The organism is Pseudomonas mandelii, from assembly GCF_900106065.1.
Classification (GTDB): domain Bacteria; phylum Pseudomonadota; class Gammaproteobacteria; order Pseudomonadales; family Pseudomonadaceae; genus Aquipseudomonas; species Aquipseudomonas mandelii.
On sequence record NZ_LT629796.1, the window covers coordinates 3,075,096 to 3,094,979 of the forward strand.

A 19,884-nucleotide genomic window follows, 5' to 3' on the forward strand; every position below is an offset into this window, starting at 1 on the left:
TTTGTGTGCGCCGCAGCCCCCTGTGGGAGCGAGCCTGCTCGCGATTGGGTCGGGACAGGCACCACAAATCCCGGGGATCTACACTTTACGGATGACGGTTGCGCACTAAACCCGCAAAATGCAACGATTCCGGCAACTATCAACGACATCGCCCACGGGCGCTGTCGATAAAGCCATCGTTCCAATCAGACTGGGCCTGCTGACTCTATGCGAATGCGCCTTATGTTACTGGGCGGCGGAAATGCCCTTGGGCAGGCGCTGATTCGCCTCGGTGCGGAGGAAGACATCGGTTTCCTCGCCCCCCGCCCACCGCAAGACGGCTGGGATGCCGCGAGCCTGACGCAACTGCTCGACGACACCCGCCCGGACGCGTTGATCAATCTCGCCTACTACTTCGACTGGTTTCAGGCGGAGACGGTTAGCGAACAGCGTCTGGCCGGGCAGGAGCGGGCGATCGAGCGTCTGGCCGAACTGTGCCAGCATCACAACATCGTGCTGCTGCAACCGTCGAGCTATCGCGTGTTCGACGGCTCCCGGGCGACCGCCTACAGCGAAAAAGACGAACCGGTGCCATTGGGCTTGCGCGGTCAGGCCTTGTGGCGGATCGAACAAAGCGTGCGCGCTACCTGCCCGCAACACGTGCTGTTGCGTTTCGGCTGGCTGCTCGATGACAGCCCCGACGGCACCCTCGGGCGCTTCCTCGGTCGCGCCGAACAGCCTGAAGAATTGCTGATGGCCGACGACCGCCGGGGCAACCCGACACCGGTCGACGACGCGGCGCGGGTGATCATTTCGGTACTCAAGCAGCTCGATTGTGCGGCGCCGCTGTGGGGTACCTATCATTACGCCGGGCATGAGGCGACCACGCCGCTGGCGCTGGGGCAGGCGATCCTGACCGAAGCCCGCAGCCTGCATCCGCTGGCCATCGAAGCGCCGACCGCCCAGGCTCACGCCGCGCGCCCGGACGCCGCCGAAGAGCCGCAACACGCGGTGCTGGCCTGCAAGAAAATACTGCACACCTTCGGAATCAAGCCCCGCGCCTGGCGCGCGGCACTCCCGGGCTTACTGGATAGGTTCTATCGCCATGGCTGACGGCCCTGTTTTAATCACCGGCGGCGCCGGTTTCATCGGCTCGCACCTGACCGATGCCTTGCTTGCCAAAGGCCATTCGGTGCGAATTCTTGATGACTTGTCCACCGGCAAACGCAGCAACCTGCCGCTGGACAATCCCAAGGTCGAACTCATTGTGGGTGACGTCGCCGATGCTGCGCTGGTGGCCCAGGCCATGCTCGGTTGCAGCGCCGTGGCGCATCTGGCCGCGGTGGCGTCAGTGCAGGCCTCGGTGGACGATCCGGTGAAGACTCACCGCAGCAATTTCATCGGCTCGCTGAATGTCTGCGAAGCCATGCGTCAGGCTGGTGTCAAGCGAGTGCTGTACGCCTCCAGCGCGGCGGTCTACGGCAACAATGGCGAAGGCGAGTCGATCGATGAAGACACGCCCAAGGCGCCATTGACACCGTATGCGTCGGACAAACTGGCCAGCGAGTATTACTTCGATTTCTACCGTCGCCAGCATGGTCTGGAGCCGGTGATTTTCCGCTTCTTCAACATTTTCGGACCGCGTCAGGATCCATCCTCGCCGTATTCCGGCGTGATCAGTATTTTCAGCGAGCGCGCGCAGAAAGGCCTGCCGATCACCGTGTTTGGCGATGGCGAGCAGACACGCGATTTCGTCTACGTTGAAGATTTGGTGGATTTGTTGGTGCAAGCCATCGAGCAACCGCAGGTCGAAGTCGGTGCGGTCAATGTCGGCTGGAACCAGGCAACTTCTCTCAAGCAAATGCTTGAGGCGCTGGAGGTGGTGGTCGGTCAATTGCCCCCGGTGAGTTACGGCCCGGCACGTTCCGGTGACATCCGCCACTCGCGAGCGAACAATCGGCGGTTGCTGGAGCGGTTTACCTACCCTGAGCAGACGCCGATGAATGTTGGCTTGGCGCGGTTGTTGGGACGATAGATCGTTCCCACCACGGAGCGTGGGAACGATCATGAAAAAGGCGCCTTTCGAGGCGCCTTTTTTTTGTGCGTGGGTTTAGAACTTGTAACCCAGGCCAACCATGTAGATGAACGGGTCGACGTCCACATCGACCTTGGCACGAGTACCCGGCGCCACGGCGTTGTTTTCCACGGTCGCCGTGGTGTCGATGTCGATGTAGCGCACCTGGGCGTTGAGCATGATGTTGTCGGTGATCATATAGTCAGCACCAACCTGAAACGCCATGCCCCAAGAGTTATCCGCCTTGAAATTGCTGAAGCCGTTGGCTTGTGCTTCGCTGCCGACGTGCTCGTCGTAGATCCAGGTGTAGTTGATGCCGGCGCCGACATATGGCTGGAATACAGACTTCGCGTCCAGTGGGTAGTACACAACGCTCAGGGTTGGCGGCAGGTGTTTCAGGGTGCCGAGTTTGCCGTTGGCTGCGCCCAGGGCGGTGCCTTTGATCTTCACGTCATGCTCGAATGGCGAGGCGGCGAGCAGTTCGATCCCCCAGTGGCTGTCGATCATGTAAGCGAAGTTCAGACCCAGTTGCGTGTCGCTGCTCATGGTCGCCTTGCCACCCAGGTCGGCGCCGGCCAGAGGGCCTTGATCGACCTTGACGCTGGAGCTGTCGGCTTTCGGGTTGACGGTGATTGCACCGGCACGAACCAGGATGTCACCGGCTTCGTGGGCGTAAGCGAGCGGGGCTGCGAGCGCGACGGCAAACAGCGAAGCGCTGAGCAAGGACTTGTGCATAGGAGCTCCAAAGGACGTTAAAAATATTCGATGTCCAATGGTACGGAGGCGTCTGATACGGTCTTTTGACTCAGCTCAATGAAACAGTGATGGCCTTGTTTTTGTGGTGCGGCAGATGGCCTCATCGCGAGCAGGCTCGCTCCCACAGAGATTAGGTGATCCCCTGTGGTAGCAAGCCTGCTCGCGATAGCTATCGATCAAGCAATACAGAATCGCCGGATTCACTCCGGCAATTCATACACGTAAATCTTGTCCGCCTCCATTTGATACCCCGCGTCCGCCAACTCGCTGGTCGACGCTTTGACCTGCAACGCGCCCTCGATCCAGTACGGCTGATACAGCTCATCCAGCTTCACGCCCACTTCGCTTTTCACGTGCACGATCTGGTTCGACGGCGGTGGCGGCACATGGATGCAGGCGCCGAAATACGGCACCAGCAAAAACTCCGTGGTGCGACCTTCCTCGCTCACTTCCAGCGGCACGATGTAACCCGGCAAGCGAATGTTCTGCCCGTCGAGGTTTTTCACCACAGGTGCATTGGGCATGTCTTGTCTGGCGGCGGGCGCCGATTCCAGCGCGCTGCTCATCTGCGACAGGTCGTGCAGCGGTGTCATGTTCGGCACTTCCGGTGCGGCGTCCGGCGGGATCATTTCCGACCAGGTCAGCTCTTTCGGCTCGGCCGCCCACAGCGGCAGGGCGACCAGCATCAACAGCGCAAGCAGAGCGCGGGGCATCATTAACGTCCTCATAGTCGGATCGACAGGCCATCGGCCAGGGATTGGCGATACGCGCGCCACGCCGGCACGCTGCCCATCAGCAACGCGGCGATCAGGATGCCACCGAGCAGCGTCCATTCATACTCGCTGGGCCAGGCAAGTGGCAGGTACAAACCGTAATTGGCTTGCACATAGCCTTGGGCGAGGGCGATGCCCACATACAAGAGCCCCAGCCCGGCCATTACGCCGGCCAGTGCCAAGGCAAACGCCTCCAGCACCAGCAACGTCGCAATGTGCCAGGGCCGGGCGCCGACCGAGCGCAGAATCGCCATCTCGCGCCGTCGTTCGTTGAGGCTGGTGAGAATCGCCGTGAGCATGCCGATCAAACCGGTCAGCACCACAAACAGCGACACCACGAACAAGGCTTTTTCCGCCGTGCTCATCAAACTCCACAGCTCTTGCAGCGCCACACCGGGCAGGATCGCCAACATCGGCTCGCCACGGAATTCGTTGATCTCGCGCTGCACGGCGAACGTCGAAATCTTGCTGTTGAGGCCGAGCATGAAGGCGGTGATCGCTTGTGGCGTCAGGTCCATGTTGCGTGCCTGATCGGCGCTGATCCGGCCTTTGCCCTGGGCCGGCACGCCGTTGTGCCAGTCGACGTGAATCGCTTCCATGCCGCCGAGGCTGATGTGCAGCGTGCGGTCCACCGGGGTGCCGGTGCGTTTGAGAATGCCGACTACGGTGAACGGTTTGTCGTCGTGCTTGACCAGGCTGATCACTGCCACGCCGTGGGCCAGAACCAGTTTGTCGCCGAGTTTGTAATGCAGCGCATCGGCCACTTCGGCGCCGAGCACCACTTCGAACGGGTCGCTGGCGAAGGCGCGGCCATCGGCCACTTCGAGGTGCTGTTGATGGCCGTATTGGTAGTGCTCGAAGTACGCCTCGGTGGTGCCCATCACGCGATAACCGCGATGGGAATCGCCGAGGGACATCGGGATCGCCCACTTCACTTTCGGGTTGTTGGCGAAGTGTTCGAAGCTGTCCCAACGAATGTTGTTGGTGGCGTTGCCGATGCGGAACACCGAGTACAGCAACAGGTTCACCGAACCGGAACGTGCGCCGACGATCAGGTCGGTGCCGCTGATGGTGCTGGCGAAACTGGCCTTGGCTTCGGTGCGCACCCGTTCCACGGCCAACAGCAGGCAGACCGACAGGGCGATGGCGAACGCGGTGAGGATCGCGGTGAAGCGACGGTTAGCCAGACTGGCCATGGCTAGACGAAACAAATACATCTCAGACCTCGGACGGGGTGGCGGCGCGATTGAGATCGGCCAGCGACAGGTGGCGATCGAACAGCGGCGCGAGACTCTGGTCATGGCTGACAAACAACAGGCTCGAGCCGGCTTCACGGCATTCGGCGAACAGCAGGCGAATGAAGTTTTCGCGAGCGTCGTAGTCCAGGGCCGAGGTCGGTTCGTCGGCGATCACCAGCTCCGGCTGACCAATCAACGCGCGCGCGGCGGCGACCCGTTGCTGCTGGCCGATGGACAGCGAATCGGCGCGGCGGCTGAGGAGGCTTTCATCCTTCAGGCCCAAGTGAGCCAGCAAAGTGGCGGCGGCCTGGTCGACGCTGCCGTGGCGCTGTTTCGCCCGCTCGGCGCGCAGTTTGGAAAAGTGGCAGGGCAACTCGACGTTCTCGCGCACCGAGAGAAACGGCAGCAGGTTGAACTGCTGGAAGATATAGCCGGTGTGATCGACGCGAAAGCGGTCACGCGCGCCGGCGCCGAGTTCGGTCAGCTCCTGGCCCAGCAGGCGGATGCTGCCGCGATCGGGTTTCTGAACGCCCCCAAGCAGGCCAAGCAGGGTGGTCTTGCCACTACCGCTGGGGCCTTTGAGGAACAGGGTTTCGCCGGGCTCCAGGCGAAACGCCGGGATGTCCAGCAGCGGCGGGTGACCGGGCCAGCTGAAGCCCAGGTCGGACAGTTCGATGAGTGCTTGGGTCATAGCGCCGATTTCATGGGTTTTGGGTACTTGTCTCAATGTCACATCCAACACCGATCCCTGTAGGCGCGAGGCTTGCCCGCGAAGAGGCCATCTCATTCAACAGAGATGTTGACTATTAGAATGCCCTCGCGGGCAAGCCTCGCTCCTACAGGGGCGGTGGTGAACTCAGAACTTGAGAGCGGCAGCCTTGGCCGTCACTTCAACCCCTTGCTGCCCGCTCGGGCTGATCAGCTGTACCTGAATCTTCTGAGTGGCTGGGAAAGTGTTGAAGATATTGGCCAGGTCCAGGGTTTTCAGCGCGCCCGGGGCTGAGCAGGTGAATTGGTAATGGGCGTGGATTTCGCTGTGGTCGTGATGATGTTCGTCTTTGGCATCGTGATCGTCATCAGCATCCGGCTTGTCACCGAACAACGGGCTTTCCAGTTCCTGGGTCGCCACTACGCAACCGGCGGCTTTCGGCAGGTTGAACAGTGCCAACGGTTTCTCAAGCTGCGCACGAGCGGCGGCCACTTTGGCCTTGTCGGCGTCAGTGGTGGCAGCGTGTTCGAAGCCCACCAGGTTCATCGCCGGGCTTTCCAGCTCCAGCTCCAGGGTCTGACCGTCCAGCGCTGCATTCAGGCGAGCGACGCCATGTTCGTGGGCGCTGAGGCTGCCGTGTTCATGGTCATGATCATGTTCTTCAGCCGCGTGGGCGACGGTCAGCGGCAACAGGGCGAACGGCAGAGCGAGCAGCAGACGGCGCATGGCGGGTCTCCGAAAGTAAAATGAAGAGTTTGTTATGTAATCTTATAACGAAAGTGCGGGGAGTTTGACCGTCTGCTTGGCGTTGCGCAAGTCACATGGGAGCATGCTCGTCAGAAATGTGCAGGAGCAGACTTATGTTGCGTATACGCGGAAGCATCGGCGACTGGCCGGTGGATTTGACGCTGGAGATGGACGACGGCGATTGGGCGCGGCTTGGTGCGCAGTTGCAGGTGGTCAAGCCTGAGGCCAGTGACGCCCCGGCCAAGCCGGTGAATCAGGATGATGCGCTGTGGCAAATCGCCAAGGATTTGCTGCGCAAGGCCGGGCAATTGAGCGGGCCGGATCTGCTGGATCAGTTGGAAGGACTGACCGGCAGCGCGGCGTCGGGCAAGCGCTTGCTGGTGCGTTTGCGTCATTGCGCGGATGTGAAGGTGTCGAGCGGCGGGGATACGCCGCTCTATAGCTGGATCAACGCAGGTTAATAAAGCGCAGCAAACAACTTGCGGCGGTAGGTGGTCACCAACGGGTGATCATTGCCCAGCAGTTCGAACACCTGCAGCAAGGTCTTGTGCGGCAAGCCTTCGCTGTAGCTGCGATTGCGGACGAACAGCTTCAGCAGCGCATCCAGCGCGGCGTCGTACTGCTGGCGGGCCAGTTGCTGGATCGCGAGTTGATACACCGCTTCATCGTCCTGCGGGTTTTTCGCCAGGCGCGCTTTCAGGTCTGCGGCATCCGGCAAATCCTTGGCCTGGCCAAGGAACTGGATTTGCGCCTTGGCGCCGGCCAGTGCTGCTTTGTGCTCGTCGCTTTTCACTGCGTCGAGCACGGTTTGCGCTTCGCCCAGTTCGCCCCGTTCCGTCAGGCAACGGGCGTAGAGGATCAAGGCGGCAGCGTTGGTGTTGTCTTCGCCCAGCAGCACTTTGAGCGCGGCTTCGGCATCGGCGAAACGGCTGTCGTCGAACAGGGCCTGGGCGTGTTCGAATGGATCGGCCGCTGCGGGTGGCGGCATTTGCACATGAGGCTCAAGCATCGCCCGCACGGCGGACTCGGGCTGCGCACCGGCAAAACCGTCCACTGGCTGACCGTCCTTGAACAACACCACGGTCGGCAGGCTGCGAATGCCGAAGCGGGCGACGATGTCCTGTTCGAGATCGCAGTTGACCTTGGCCAGCAGCAATTCGCCCTGGTAGCTCTCGGCAATGGTTTGCAGCAGCGGCATCAGCGATTTGCACGGCGCACACCATTCGGCCCAGAAATCCACCAGCACCGGTTTGTGGAAAGAGTTCTCGATCACCGACTGGTCGAAATCGGCGGTCGTGGCGTCGAAGATGTACGGCGTTTCCTGACTCATGGGGGATCTCGTAAAAGCGTGAATGGGGCAACTATAAGGCTTGGCAGGGTATCGCTGAAAGTGTGGGCGGTCTGACAGGGCGCTTTCGCGGGCAAGTCGGATCGCCGCACCGCTCGCTCCTACAGGCCCACGCCGATTTGAAGAACGACGCCGAACCTGTAGGAGCGAAGCTTGCTCGCGAAGCTTTTAGCCGCGCCGCGCGTGGTACAGGCTCACATGCCGAAACTCTTCAGGCTCGGCCAGATCCGGCAGGGTCATCGCTTCCAGCATTTCGATACGTTGATAGAGCGGATGCCTGAAATCCCTTACCCGCGAATCCGCCACCAACGCTTCCTGGCCCCGGCTCAAAAACTCATCAAGCAACGGCAGGTTCGCCCGGTCATACAAAACGTCGGCCACCAGAATCAGATCAAACCGATCCGCTTCGGCGAAAAAATCCGTCGAGTAGTTGAGGTGTACGCCATTGAGTTCGGCATTCGCCTGACACGCGGCAATCGCCAGCGGGTCGAGGTCACAGGCCACCACTTCCAGCGCGCCGGCCTTTACTGCCGCAATCCCCGCCACCCCGGAGCCAGCACCGAAATCCAGCACCCGCTTGCCTTCGACCCATTGAGGGAATGCGGCGAGATAGCGGGCAACCGCCAGGCCGCTGGCCCAGCAGAAACTCCAGTAGGGCGGTTCATGCAGAATCCGCCGGGTTTCTTCCGGGCTGAACGCGCGGTCCATGTTATCGCCGTCGATCAGCCAGAGTTTCAGCTCGGTATCGGGCAACGCAACAGGCACAAGCTGCGCATCACCGAGCAATTCACCCAACGCCCGTTGCAGGTCGAGCGGTGCAATCATGGGGCTTTGACGAATTGCAGCTGACCCAAGGCCTGGGTCGTCGGCTGGGTAATGACCTGCGAAGGCAGGTGCAAAATCAACTGGCCGGACTGGCTGGCGCGACCGCGCAATTCAACGCGAACGCCGGCAGGGAACGATTCCGGGTTGAAGCGCAGGTGAAACGGCAGAAGCTGATTGGTGCCGATCAGGCTCGAACTGGCGAGCAATTGTTGCGGGCGGTCCTGGGCATCGATCACCAGCAGCGCCAGTTCAACTTCGGCGCCGGCCGGTATGCCTTGCAGGGTGCCGCTCAATTCACGCTGATAGGCGGGCAACGGGCCGAGGTTGGCGGACTCCTTGGCTTTTTTCTGCGCGGCCTGTGGGGCGGGCCCTGGTGTTGGCGGCTGGGGCTTGGGCGCATCGCTGCTGCAGGCCACCAGCAGGCTGAAAACACTGAGCAATACGAGTGGTCTTAGGGACATTTGCGGCTCCAGCAAGGTGAAATCCATGGATCAAGCTCTATAGCCAGTCTGTATACCGTAAACCCTATGTCTTGTCTTGCCACGGGGATGCGCTACCATGGCCCTCCCTTTTTTTGTTGCCTGCCACCATGCACTGTCCCTTCTGCGGTGCCAACGACACCAAGGTCATCGACTCGCGTCTGGTCGCCGAGGGCGAACAGGTGCGCCGCCGGCGTGAATGCCTGGCCTGCGGCGAGCGTTTCACGACGTTCGAGACCGCCGAACTGGTGTTGCCGCGCCTGATCAAAACCGACGGTAGCCGTCAGCCCTTCGATGAAGAAAAACTTCGCGCGGGCATGCAGCGTGCGCTGGAGAAGCGCCCGGTGAGTGTCGAGCGCCTCGAATCGTCGCTGGTGCATATCAAACACAAACTGCGCGCCACCGGCGAGCGCGAGGTCAAATCCCTCGTGGTCGGTGAACTGGTGATGGCCGAGCTGCAAAAGCTCGACGAAGTCGCCTACATTCGTTTCGCCTCCGTGTATCGGCGCTTCCAGGACCTCAACGAGTTCCGGGAAGAGATCGATCGCCTGGCCCGTGAGCCGGTGAAAGAATGACCACGTCCCCCGAACAAGCCATCCTCGACGCCCATTACATGGCTCGCGCCCTGGAACTGGCGCGCAAAGGCCATTACACGACACACCCCAACCCTCGCGTTGGCTGCGTGATCGTGCGTGACGGGCAGATTGTCGGCGAAGGCTGGCATGTGCGCACCGGTGAGCCCCACGCTGAAGTCCACGCCCTGCATGCCGCAGGCGACAAGGCCCGAGGTGCCACCGCTTACGTGACCCTCGAACCGTGCAGCCACCACGGCCATACGCCGCCTTGCGCCGATGCGCTGGTGAATGCCGGCCTCGCCCGGGTTGTCGCAGCGATGCAAGACCCGAACCCGTCGGTGGCCGGTCGCGGCCTGCAGCGCCTGGCCCAGGCCGGCATCGCCATCGAAAGTGGCGTGCTGGAAGGCGAGGCGCGCAAGCTTAATCAAGGCTTCCTCAAACGCATGGAACACGGCTTGCCGTTCGTGCGGGTCAAGTTGGCCATGAGCCTGGACGGTCGCACGGCGATGGAAAGCGGCGAGAGCCAATGGATCACCGGCCCGGCCGCACGTTCGGCGGTGCAACGCCTGCGGGCGCAGGCCAGCGTGGTGCTGACCGGCGCCGACACGGTGCTGGCGGACAACGCCCGCTTGACCGTGCGTGCCGATGAGCTGGGCCTGGACGCCGAGCAAACGGCCCAGGCCATGAGCCGTCCGCCGCTGCGCGTGCTGATCGACGGCCGTCTGCGAGTGCCGCTGGATGCACCGTTTTTCAAGGCCGGGCCGGCATTGGTCGCCACCTGCATGGCGATTGAAGAGCAGTACGCGAACGGCCCGGAATGCCTGATCGTGGCGGGCGACGATGGTTTGGTTGACCTGCGAAAATTGCTGGTCGAACTCGCTGCACGCGGGGTCAACGAAGTGTTGGTTGAGGCAGGCCCGCGTCTGGCCGGGGCTTTTGCCCAGCAAGGTCTGGTGGATGAGTTCCAGATTTTCATCGCCGGCAAGTTCCTCGGCTCCTCGGCTCGGCCGCTGCTGGACTGGCCGATCGCGCAAATGAAGGATGCGCCTGAGCTCAAAATCACCGAAATTCGCGCGGTTGGCGATGACTGGCGAGTCATCGCCATTCCTGCGCCAGCGGCGAGCGTATAATTCCCGGCCTGCGCCACGCGACGGCCCTGTTCTCGAGGAGAACTCCATGTTTACCGGCATCATCGAATCCATCGGCAGTATTCGTGCATTGACCCCAAAAGGCGGTGATGTGCGGGTCCACGTAGAAACTGGCAAGCTCGATTTGAGCGACGTCAAACTGGGCGACAGCATCGCGGTCAACGGCGTGTGCCTGACGGCGGTTGAGCTGCCGGGTAACGGCTTTGCGGCGGACGTCAGTCGCGAAACCCTCGACTGCACCGCCATGAACGACCTGAAAAGCGGCAGCCCGGTGAACCTGGAAAAAGCCCTGACCCCGACCACTCGCCTCGGCGGGCACCTGGTCAGCGGTCACGTCGATGGCGTGGGTGAAGTGGTTTCCCGTACCGAGAATGCGCGCGCCGTGGAATTCCGCATCCGTGCGCCGAAAGACCTGGCCAAGTACATTGCCCATAAAGGTTCGATCACCGTCGACGGCACCAGCCTGACCGTGAACGCGGTCGATGGCGCCGAGTTCATGCTGACGATCATTCCGCACACCCTGAGCGAAACCATCATGGCGTCATACCAGCCAGGTCGCCGGGTAAACCTTGAAGTTGACTTGCTGGCACGTTATCTGGAGCGCCTGTTGCTGGGCGACAAGGCCGCAGAGCCAACCTCCGGAAACATCACCGAAAGCTTTCTGGCCGCCAACGGCTACCTCAAATCCTGACCCAAGGGGGTGCCTTGTGGCGCTCAATAGCATCGAAGAACTGGTTGAAGACATCCGCCAAGGCAAGATGGTCATCCTCATGGATGACGAAGACCGCGAGAACGAAGGCGACCTGATCATGGCCGCCGAGTGCTGCAAGGCCGAACACATCAACTTCATGGCCAAGCACGCCCGTGGCCTGATCTGCATGCCGATGAGCCGCGAGCGTTGCGAGCTGCTCAAGCTGCCCTTGATGGCGCCGCGCAACGGTTCCGGCTTCGGCACCAAGTTCACCGTGTCCATCGAAGCGGCCGAAGGCGTGACCACCGGTATTTCCGCTGCCGACCGCGCACGCACCGTGCAAGCGGCTGCGGCGAAAGACGCCAAGGCTGAAGACATCGTCAGCCCCGGCCACATTTTCCCGCTGATGGCCCAGGCCGGCGGTACCCTGGCCCGCGCTGGCCACACCGAAGCGGCGTGCGACCTGGCGCGCATGGCCGGTTTCGAGCCAAGCGGCGTGATCTGCGAAGTGATGAACGACGACGGCACCATGTCCCGTCGCACCGAGCTCGAAGCCTTCGCGGCCGAACACAACATCAAGATCGGCACCATTGCCGACCTGATTCACTACCGGATGATCCACGAACGTACCGTTCAGCGGATTGCCGAGCAGCCTTTGGACAGCGAACTGGGCCAGTTCAACCTGGTGACCTATCGTGATTCCGTGGAAGGTGACGTGCACATGGCCCTGACCCTGGGCACCGTGTGCGCCGAAGAACCGACCCTGGTTCGCGTACACAACATGGACCCGCTGCGCGACCTGTTGATGGTCAAGCAACCGGGCCGCTGGAGCCTGCGCGCCGCCATGGCTGCGGTGGCCGAGGCCGGCAGCGGCGTGGTGCTGTTGCTCGGTCACCCGCTCGATGGCGACGTATTGCTGGCGCACATCCGTGAAACCGCGGATCAGGCCATCGTGAAAAAACCGACCACCTACAGCATCGTCGGTGCCGGTTCGCAGATCCTCCGGGACCTGGGCGTGCGCAAAATGCGCTTGATGTCTGCGCCAATGAAATTTAATGCGATATCCGGTTTCGATCTGGAAGTTGTAGAATACGTGCCCTCCGAATAATGACCGGTTGTTTCCAGTCCTTGATTCGCGGCTAACACATCACCGAGGGATGCGTAGAAAACGCGTCCCGGCTCTTTAAGAGATCTAACGAATGACCCTGAAGACCATCGAAGGTACCTTCATCGCCCCTAAAGGCCGCTACGCTCTGGTAGTGGGCCGCTTCAACAGCTTCGTCGTTGAAAGCCTGGTCAGCGGTGCAGTTGATGCCCTGGTTCGCCACGGCGTGAGCGAAAGCGACATCACCATCATCCGCGCGCCTGGCGCCTTCGAAATCCCGCTGGTTGCGCAGAAAGTCGCTCAGAAGGGCGAGTACGCGGCAATCATCGCCCTGGGCGCGGTCATTCGTGGCGGTACTCCGCATTTCGAATACGTGGCTGGCGAATGCACCAAGGGCCTGGCCCAGGTGTCCATGGAGTTTGGCGTTCCAGTCGCATTTGGCGTGCTGACCGTTGATTCCATCGAGCAAGCCATCGAACGTTCCGGCACCAAGGCCGGTAACAAAGGCGCCGAAGCTGCCCTGTCCGCTCTGGAAATGGTCAGCCTGCTGGCGCAGTTGGAGGCCAAGTGATTAGCGACGAAAGTGATCGTTTCAACCCGCGCGATCCAAAGCCTGCGGATGCCGGCAAGCCATCGAAAAGCGTCAAGCGTCGCGAAGCCCGTCAGCTCGCGACCCAAGCGCTGTACCAGTGGCACATGGCCAAGCAGTCGCTGAACGAGATCGAAGCGCAGTTTCGGGTCGATAACGATTTCAGCGATGTCGATGCCGCGTACTTCCACGACATCCTGCACGGCGTTCCGGCCAACAAGCCTGAAATCGACGCTGCACTGACGCCGTGCCTGGACATCACCATCGAAGAGCTGGACCCGGTTGAACTGGCTGTTCTGCGCCTGTCGACCTGGGAACTGCTCAAGCGCGTCGATGTGCCGTACCGCGTTGTGATCAACGAAGGTATCGAGCTGGCGAAAGTCTTCGGTTCCACCGATGGCCACAAATTCGTCAACGGCGTACTCGACAAGCTGGCCCCGCGTCTGCGTGAAGCTGAAGTGAAGGCGTTCAAGCGCTAATCGGCGCTTGATAGCTGCCACATGGGCGAGTTTGAGCTGATCCGCAATTTCTTCGCCGCCGCGCCTTGTGCGCAAGGCGGCGAAGGCGTTGCCCTCGGGATCGGTGATGACTGCGCCTTGCTCGCTGTTCCCCCCGGGGAGCAGTTGGCCATTTCCACCGACACGCTGGTTACCGGCGTGCATTTCGCAGAGCCTTGCGACCCTTTTCTGCTCGGTCAGCGTTCGCTGGCTGTGGCCGTCAGTGATCTGGCCGCCATGGGCGCCACCCCCGTTGCCTTTACCCTTGCCCTGACCTTGCCGACGGTGACCGTCGATTGGCTGGACGCTTACGCCCGTGGTTTGAACGTCATGGCGCAGCACTGTGGCGTGGCGCTGGTGGGCGGTGATACCACGCGCGGGCCGCTGAGCCTGACCATGACCGTGTTTGGTCGTGTGCCGGCCGGCAAGGCGTTGACCCGCAGCGGTGCGCAGCCCGGCGATTTGCTCTGCGTGGGCGGTGAGTTGGGCAATGCAGCGGGTGCCTTGCCGCTGGTGCTGGGGCAGCGGACGGCTGACGCCGCCATCGCTGATCCATTGCTGGCCCATTACTGGTCGCCGCGGCCGCAGCTGGCGTTGGGCCAGGCGCTACGCGGCAAGGCCACGTCGGCGCTGGATATCTCCGACGGCCTGCTCGCTGACTGCGGGCATATTGCCCTGGCGTCGAAGGTCGGCATTCAAGTTGAACGGGACCGATTGCCGCTGTCGAACGCTTTAGTGGCCTTCCTCGGCCAATCGGGCGCCGAAGCGGCAGCGTTGAGCGGCGGGGACGATTACGTGCTGGCCTTCACCCTACCGTCCGTCGAGTTGCCCGCGTTGCTGGCCGCCGGCTGGCCGATCCATGTGATCGGCAGGGTAGAGGCCGGGCAGGGCGTGGTACTGCTGGACGCCGATGGACAGGACATCACCCCGCAAACCCGGGGCTATCAACATTTTCGGGAGACACCGTGACAGATCATCCCAAACAGGTCCCGGCGGAATTCGTACCGCCTTCGGTCTGGCGCAATCCCTGGCATTTCCTGGCGTTCGGCTTCGGCTCGGGCACCTTGCCAAAGGCACCGGGCACCTGGGGTTCGTTAGTTGCGCTACCCTTTATCCCGTTGTGGCAGATGCTGCCCGACTGGGGTTACTGGCTGATGCTCGGCATCACCATGCTGTTCGGCTTCTGGCTGTGCGGCAAGGTTGCCGACGATTTGCGGGTGCACGATCACGAAGGCATCGTCTGGGACGAAATGGTCGGGATGTGGATCACCCTGTGGCTGGTGCCGGAAGGCTGGTACTGGTTGCTGGCGGGGTTCCTGGTGTTCCGCTTCTTCGACATTCTCAAGCCCTGGCCGATTCACTGGATCGACCGGCATGTGCACGGTGGCGTCGGGATCATGCTCGATGACGTATTGGCAGGCGTGTTTGCGTGGTTGGCCATGCAAGGGCTGGTGTGGATTTTCGCCTGACGGGCGAGACAGGGGACTAGGGATGGCTCGGCGCTGGTGGGTTGTGATGGTGTTCGCCATGTTTTGCTCGATCGTCCGAGCGGGCGATGCCACGACGACGCCGTCCGTGATTCATCTGGCCAGCGAAGACTGGGAAGACTACACCGCCGCTGACGGTCATGGCCTGGGTTGGGACGTGCTGCGGGAAGTGTTCGAGCCGGCCGGTGTCAAACTGGACATCCGCACCGAGCCTTACACCCGCTCCGTAGGCCTGGCCCAACTCCGCGAAGTGGATGCCTGTGTCGGCTCCTACCGCGATGAAAACAGCGATCTGCTTTATCCGCGCTGGAACTTCGATACCGATCACATCTACGCCCTGGGCCTGGCAAGCAATCCGGCACCGACCCTGGAGACGCTGGGCAACTATCGACTGGCCTGGGTCCGCGGCTACGACTACCAGGATTACCTGCCCAACGTGCAGCGCTATAACGAAGTCATCCGGCGCACCGGGATTCTGTCGATGCTGACCCACAACCGCGCCGACTACTACATCGATGCGCTGACCGAAGTCGACTATGTCCTCAAGTGGGCCAAGGATCCTTCGCAGTTTCGTCGCACCCACATCGCGGAATTGCCGCTGTACCTGTGCTTCGCCGATACGCCCAAGGCTCGGACGTTGATGGCGCTGTTCGATGAGCGCATGGAGTTGCTGGTGAAAAGCGGCCGGTTGAAACCGATCTTCGAACGCTGGAAACAACCCTATCCGTTCGATTCGAAATGAACACAAGTCCCTGTGGCACTGATGATTTCCTGTGGGCGTGAGCCTGCTCGCGATGGCGACTATCTGTTAAAGATCGGTGTTCCGACACACTGCTATCGCGAGCAGGCTCACTCCCACAGGGTGCTTGGACGGACCTGAGATCTAACTTTTTGATCGTTATGCCCCATAATTCAGCCTAAGCGTCTGTAGGAACCTGCTGTTACAATGCCGCCTCTGCGAAACTCCAGTACTCATTGATCAGGAGCACACCGGTGCCTGTCGTTTTTGTCGCCGCTTCCAAGCTGCCAACGCCTTTTGCGCAATTCACCATGCACGGCTTTCTCGATGAAGAGAACGGACGCGAGCACGTGGTGCTGAGCCTGGGTGAGTTCGCCGACGGTGCTCCGGTACTGGGTCGGTTGCACTCCGAATGCCTGACCGGCGACGCCTTGTTCAGCCAGCGTTGCGACTGCGGCTCGCAGCTTGAGGCCGCCTTGCAGGCCATCGCTCGTGAAGGCCGTGGCGTGTTGCTTTACCTGCGCCAGGAAGGCCGTGGCATCGGCTTGCTGAACAAGATCCGCGCCTATGAGTTGCAGGATGGCGGTGCCGACACCGTTGAAGCCAACGAGCGTCTGGGCTTCGCCGCCGACCAGCGTGACTACGCCATGTGCCTGCCGATGCTGGAGCACCTGGGCGTGAAATCCCTGCGCCTGATGACCAACAATCCGCGCAAGGTCAAAGCCTTGACCGACATGGGCATCGTGGTCGCCGAGCGTGTGCCGCTGCACACCGGTCACAATCCGCACAACAAACTCTACCTGGCCACCAAGGCCAGCAAGCTCGACCACATGATGGGCAACGAGCATCAGGGCGAGGCAGACCGGGCGTGACGCGCGGTCAAGTACGGCGGCGATTGTCCTTGAACTGGTGGCAATACCTGGCTCTGGCCCTGCTGCCGCTGTTCGTGATCAATGGCGTGTTCGGCCAGGGCGAGGCGCTCCTGCCGGTGCTGGCGATGCCATTTTTCATCGCTGGTGTCGCCTCGATGTTTGTCAGCCTGAAGTTTTTTGGTGGCTACAAGCACGCATTGATCGCCACCCAGAAAGCCCTCGACACCCCGGAAGAACCCGCCGCCTGGATTACCCTGGCCGCCAAGCGCCGCACGGCGTTGCTGGTTGCGAGCCTGCCGGCCTGGATCGGCGCGTTGGCGGTGTTCGTCGGCCTTGAAGCGGTGCCGTTGGTGCTGCTGGCGCTGTCGACCACCGTGCTGTTCTACCTCTACCGTATCCCGCGTCAACTCGGCTGATGTATCGCTTCTGGCTGGCGCTGATGCTGCTGGCCGGCAGCGGCATGGCCTGCGCTGTTGAGCGCGTTGTCAGCCTGGCGCCGTCTCTGTCTGAAATCGTTGTCGAACTGGGCTCCGCGGACCTTCTGGTCGGCGTGCTGGATGCCGGTGAACGTCCTGCCGAACTCAACGGGCTTCCATCGGTTGGCCGCTATGGCCAGTTGGAAATGGAGCAGTTGCTCAGCCTGAAACCCGATTTACTTCTGCTCTGGCCCGGCAGCGTTGGCCCGGCCCAGCGTGAACAACTCAAGCGCCTGAACATCCCTACGTATGTCGCCGAACCCCACAACCTCGAACAACTGACTGCGCAGATCGAAGCGATTGCCACGCAACTCGGTCGGCCTGAGCGTGGCGTTTCATTGGCCGCGCAATTACGCCAGCGCCTGGATCTGCTGCGCCAGCGATATCGCCGGGATCAACCGTTGCGGGTGTTTTATCAGGTGTGGGATCGGCCGCTGTACACCGTTGGCGGCGGGCAGATCATCAGTGATGCGCTGGAGGTGTGCGGGGCGCGCAATGTATTCGCCGACCTGACATTGCCGGCGCCGCAGGTCAGCGTCGAGGCGGTGTTGCAGCGTAATCCCGACGTGATTCTGGCCAGTGATCAGGCGCAGCTGGAGGCGTGGAAAGCCTGGCCGCAGGTGGCGGCGGTGGCGCAGGGGCGGTTGCTGTTGGTGACGGACAAGGGGCTGGAGCGGCCGAGTGGGCAGATGATCGAGGCGACGGCCAAACTTTGCCAGGTCATCGCGCCCGACCGCTAAGACCAAGGTGCGTCCTTCGCGGGCAAGCCTCGCTCCTACAGGTCCGGGGTGATCCTTGTAGGAGCGAGGCTTGCCCGCGAAGAGGCCCGCCCGAACACCGCACATTCAGAGTCCAGGCGTCCAGGTCACCCCAAACATCCACGCCCGACCTTCCTCGCGATACCCATACTGACTGCCATCATGGGTGTACAGCGCCCGGCTATAGCCCTTGTCCAGCAGGTTATCGACTTTCAGCTCAAGCTTGACCTCGCGATTCAATTCCCAGCTGCTGCGCAACCCCAGCAGGGCATAGCCACCCAACGGCTGTTGATTGTTCAAGTCGTCATAGCTGCTGCTCACCGCTTGCCAGCTGGCGCCGAGGCCGAACCGGTCGAACTGACGATCCAGGTCCAGGCTCAAGGTGCGCCGCGCACGACGGGCCAGGGTATGGCCGCTGTCGCGATCCCTTGGGTCGATGATCGCCACGCCGAGGTTGCTCTGCCAGCCGAACAGTTCTTGTTTCAGAGCCGCTTCGAACCCGTTGATCCGAGCCGAAGCCACGTTCTGTGGCCGTGAGTTGCTGCCAAAAATAATCGCGTCTTCAAGGTCCGTGCGATAAAGCGAAGTTTCGAGACGACTGGTCTCGGTCAACTGACTGCGCCATTGCAGCTCGTAGCTTTTCGAGGTTTCAGGCTTGAGGTCCGGGTTGCTGAAGTCCGGGTAGTACAAGTCATTGAAGGTCGGTGCGCGGAAACCTTCGCTGTAGGTCAGTAATACGTCGTTGTCCGGGTTCAGCGGCAGGGTGAAGGTGCCGCTCCAGCTGTTCTGGCCGCCAAACTGCTGGTTCTGGTCCCGGCGCAGACCCAGTTCCGTGGAGAAACTGTCCGCCTGGTAGCGATGCTGGATAAAAGCTGCGCGGTTCCAACGGCTGTCCTCGTCGAACGGGGTGCTGCTGTTGATCCGGTCTTCGTACCAGTCGCCGCCGAGAATCAGGCTGTTGCGCTCATTGAGCGTCAGGTCGTTCTGCCAGTTCACCGAATCACGGTACGTGTTGAACACGCTGCGTTCATCGCTGAGTTTGTCGAGGGTCTTCTCGCGGTTTTCGCTGTGACCGAATTCGACGCGGGTTTTCCAGATGTCGTTGATCCTGGCATCGACATAACTGCTGATGCTGCTCACGGCAAAGTCGCTGTAAGGCTGCTGCTGGAGCGATTCGAAGGTCGTCGTGTCGAAGCGCCCGAATGGATTGTCGAACTCGCTTTTGCCGCGGTTATCCAGCAGGTTGGCGCCGATTTCGATGTCGTCGGTGAGGGCATGGCTCAGGCTCAGACTGACCGATTTGTTGCGGTATTCGTCATGATCGCTGTCGCTGGGATAGGACTCGTGGGTGCGGTTGATCCCGGCGGTTTCATCGAGGCTGGCGCCGAGGTTGAAGCGGGTTTTCTCATCGCCACCGGATAATCCGAGGCTGCGCTCCCAGGTCTGATGGCTGCCAAACCCTATGTGCATACGTGGTTGCAGGCCTTGTTCGCCACCACGGCGAGTGAAAATCTGGATCACGCCGCCAATCGCATCACTGCCATAAATAACCGAACGGGAGCCGCGCAGCACTTCCACGCGCTCGACCTGGTCGATGTTGATGTGTTGCAGGTTGCTGTCGCCGGAGGTTGAGTTGCCGATGCGTTGGCCGTCCACCAGCACCAGGCTCTGCGCTGACTGGGTGCCGCGAATGTAGATCCCCGGCAGACTGCCGCGCCCGCCGGTTTGCACGACTTGCACGCCGGGTACACGACTCAGCAAGTCCGTGACGCTGCCCGGTTGCAGGCGGTCGATGTCGTCGCGGGTGAAAACGGTGTTGGCGGCGCTGCTGTCGTTACGCGCTTCGACCTGACGGTTGGCGCTGATCAGCACTTCGGGGAGTTTCAGGGCTTGATCGCGTTCGAAGGTGTCGGCCAGGAGTTGGCCGGCCGGCAGCAGGGTCAGCGTCAGGGCGAGGGGGGAGAGTTTCATCGGTAATCCGTTGGCGCTTTAAAGCGAACACAATTTTGAAAGGCACAG

The 19,884-nt window shown here is 61.5% G+C and carries 24 protein-coding genes; 15 read left to right on the forward strand and 9 right to left on the reverse strand.

The window, feature by feature from the left end; genetic code table 11:
• The first annotated feature begins 207 nt into the window (after positions 1-207).
• Together BLU63_RS14055 and BLU63_RS14060 are read left to right on the forward strand one after the other, a co-directional pair.
• The gene (locus BLU63_RS14055; RefSeq protein WP_010467310.1) at positions 208-1,092 is read left to right on the forward strand and encodes a sugar nucleotide-binding protein; all 885 of its coding nucleotides are present in this window, start codon (positions 208-210) and stop codon (positions 1,090-1,092) included.
• Entirely contained in the window at positions 1,085-2,014 is a 930-nt protein-coding gene (locus BLU63_RS14060) for an NAD-dependent epimerase/dehydratase family protein (RefSeq protein WP_083375659.1), read from the forward strand. The genes BLU63_RS14055 and BLU63_RS14060 overlap by 8 nt, the downstream gene beginning before the upstream one ends.
• Positions 2,015-2,089: 75 nt before the next feature.
• Here BLU63_RS14060 and BLU63_RS14065 read toward each other — a convergent pair whose 3' ends face one another.
• From BLU63_RS14065 to BLU63_RS14085, 5 genes are all read right to left on the reverse strand, one after another.
• On the reverse strand, positions 2,090-2,788 hold the full coding sequence (locus BLU63_RS14065) for an OmpW/AlkL family protein (RefSeq protein WP_010467312.1): 699 nt from the start codon (positions 2,786-2,788) through the stop codon (positions 2,090-2,092).
• Between the two features lie 221 nt (positions 2,789-3,009).
• Positions 3,010-3,522: a DUF3299 domain-containing protein gene (locus BLU63_RS14070; protein ID WP_042932995.1), complete on the reverse strand. Its 513-nt coding sequence runs from the start codon at positions 3,520-3,522 to the stop codon at positions 3,010-3,012.
• 11 nt (positions 3,523-3,533) lie between these two features.
• Positions 3,534-4,799, reverse strand: coding sequence for an ABC transporter permease (locus BLU63_RS14075; RefSeq protein WP_077749241.1), 1,266 nt, complete (start codon positions 4,797-4,799; stop codon positions 3,534-3,536).
• 1 nt (position 4,800) lies between these two features.
• On the reverse strand, positions 4,801-5,511 hold the full coding sequence (locus BLU63_RS14080) for an ABC transporter ATP-binding protein (protein WP_077749240.1): 711 nt from the start codon (positions 5,509-5,511) through the stop codon (positions 4,801-4,803).
• 165 nt (positions 5,512-5,676) lie between these two features.
• The gene (locus BLU63_RS14085) at positions 5,677-6,255 is read right to left on the reverse strand and encodes a DUF2796 domain-containing protein (protein ID WP_077749239.1); all 579 of its coding nucleotides are present in this window, start codon (positions 6,253-6,255) and stop codon (positions 5,677-5,679) included.
• Positions 6,256-6,389: 134 nt separating this feature from the next.
• Here BLU63_RS14085 and BLU63_RS14090 point away from each other — a divergent pair, with 134 nt between their 5' ends.
• Positions 6,390-6,737, forward strand: coding sequence for a hypothetical protein (locus tag BLU63_RS14090; protein ID WP_010467317.1), 348 nt, complete (start codon positions 6,390-6,392; stop codon positions 6,735-6,737).
• Here BLU63_RS14090 and trxA read toward each other — a convergent pair.
• The 3 genes from trxA to BLU63_RS14105 form a co-directional block, all read right to left on the reverse strand.
• On the reverse strand, positions 6,734-7,606 hold the full coding sequence (gene trxA / locus BLU63_RS14095) for a thioredoxin (protein ID WP_077749238.1): 873 nt from the start codon (positions 7,604-7,606) through the stop codon (positions 6,734-6,736). The two genes, BLU63_RS14090 and trxA, sit on opposite strands and share 4 nt — an antisense overlap.
• A 186-nt stretch (positions 7,607-7,792) precedes the next feature.
• Positions 7,793-8,449: a class I SAM-dependent methyltransferase gene (locus BLU63_RS14100; protein WP_083375660.1), complete on the reverse strand. Its 657-nt coding sequence runs from the start codon at positions 8,447-8,449 to the stop codon at positions 7,793-7,795.
• Entirely contained in the window at positions 8,446-8,910 is a 465-nt protein-coding gene (locus tag BLU63_RS14105) for a YbaY family lipoprotein (protein ID WP_042932997.1), read from the reverse strand. Before BLU63_RS14105 ends, BLU63_RS14100 begins: the two co-directional genes overlap by 4 nt.
• A gap of 128 nt (positions 8,911-9,038) precedes the next feature.
• Between BLU63_RS14105 and nrdR the strand changes: the two genes are divergently transcribed.
• From nrdR to BLU63_RS14165, 12 genes are all read left to right on the forward strand, one after another.
• Positions 9,039-9,503, forward strand: coding sequence for a transcriptional regulator NrdR (nrdR, locus tag BLU63_RS14110; RefSeq protein WP_003228656.1), 465 nt, complete (start codon positions 9,039-9,041; stop codon positions 9,501-9,503).
• Complete coding sequence (ribD, locus tag BLU63_RS14115) at positions 9,500-10,633, forward strand: bifunctional diaminohydroxyphosphoribosylaminopyrimidine deaminase/5-amino-6-(5-phosphoribosylamino)uracil reductase RibD (RefSeq protein ID WP_083375661.1); 1,134 nt, start codon at positions 9,500-9,502, stop codon at positions 10,631-10,633. Before nrdR ends, ribD begins: the two co-directional genes overlap by 4 nt.
• 46 nt (positions 10,634-10,679) lie before the next feature.
• The gene (locus BLU63_RS14120; protein ID WP_010467322.1) at positions 10,680-11,342 is read left to right on the forward strand and encodes a riboflavin synthase; all 663 of its coding nucleotides are present in this window, start codon (positions 10,680-10,682) and stop codon (positions 11,340-11,342) included.
• A gap of 16 nt (positions 11,343-11,358) precedes the next feature.
• Positions 11,359-12,450 (forward strand): bifunctional 3,4-dihydroxy-2-butanone-4-phosphate synthase/GTP cyclohydrolase II, encoded by a 1,092-nt coding sequence (gene ribBA, locus BLU63_RS14125; RefSeq protein ID WP_010467323.1) that lies wholly within the window; start codon positions 11,359-11,361, stop codon positions 12,448-12,450.
• Positions 12,451-12,541: 91 nt separating this feature from the next.
• Positions 12,542-13,018: a 6,7-dimethyl-8-ribityllumazine synthase gene (ribH, locus tag BLU63_RS14130; protein ID WP_003185938.1), complete on the forward strand. Its 477-nt coding sequence runs from the start codon at positions 12,542-12,544 to the stop codon at positions 13,016-13,018.
• Positions 13,015-13,515, forward strand: a complete 501-nt coding sequence (gene nusB, locus BLU63_RS14135) for a transcription antitermination factor NusB (RefSeq protein WP_077749235.1) — start codon at positions 13,015-13,017, stop codon at positions 13,513-13,515. The genes ribH and nusB overlap by 4 nt, the downstream gene beginning before the upstream one ends.
• Before the next feature lie 21 nt (positions 13,516-13,536).
• Positions 13,537-14,502, forward strand: coding sequence for a thiamine-phosphate kinase (gene thiL, locus BLU63_RS14140; RefSeq protein WP_077749234.1), 966 nt, complete (start codon positions 13,537-13,539; stop codon positions 14,500-14,502).
• Positions 14,499-15,002, forward strand: a complete 504-nt coding sequence (locus BLU63_RS14145) for a phosphatidylglycerophosphatase A family protein (RefSeq protein ID WP_008033735.1) — start codon at positions 14,499-14,501, stop codon at positions 15,000-15,002. The genes thiL and BLU63_RS14145 overlap by 4 nt, the downstream gene beginning before the upstream one ends.
• Before the next feature lie 22 nt (positions 15,003-15,024).
• A complete protein-coding gene (locus tag BLU63_RS14150; RefSeq protein ID WP_010467326.1) occupies positions 15,025-15,762 on the forward strand; it encodes a substrate-binding periplasmic protein in 738 nt (245 codons plus the stop codon).
• Between the two features lie 251 nt (positions 15,763-16,013).
• A complete protein-coding gene (gene ribA, locus BLU63_RS14155; RefSeq protein ID WP_027924335.1) occupies positions 16,014-16,631 on the forward strand; it encodes a GTP cyclohydrolase II in 618 nt (205 codons plus the stop codon).
• On the forward strand, positions 16,628-17,047 hold the full coding sequence (locus BLU63_RS14160) for a hypothetical protein (protein ID WP_010467328.1): 420 nt from the start codon (positions 16,628-16,630) through the stop codon (positions 17,045-17,047). The genes ribA and BLU63_RS14160 overlap by 4 nt, the downstream gene beginning before the upstream one ends.
• Entirely contained in the window at positions 17,047-17,847 is an 801-nt protein-coding gene (locus BLU63_RS14165) for a cobalamin-binding protein (protein ID WP_083375662.1), read from the forward strand. The genes BLU63_RS14160 and BLU63_RS14165 overlap by 1 nt, the downstream gene beginning before the upstream one ends.
• Positions 17,848-17,952: 105 nt before the next feature.
• On the opposite strand, the gene BLU63_RS14170 is transcribed toward BLU63_RS14165, so the two are convergent.
• Positions 17,953-19,836, reverse strand: coding sequence for a TonB-dependent receptor domain-containing protein (locus BLU63_RS14170; RefSeq protein WP_083375663.1), 1,884 nt, complete (start codon positions 19,834-19,836; stop codon positions 17,953-17,955).
• Positions 19,837-19,884: the final 48 nt, after the last annotated feature.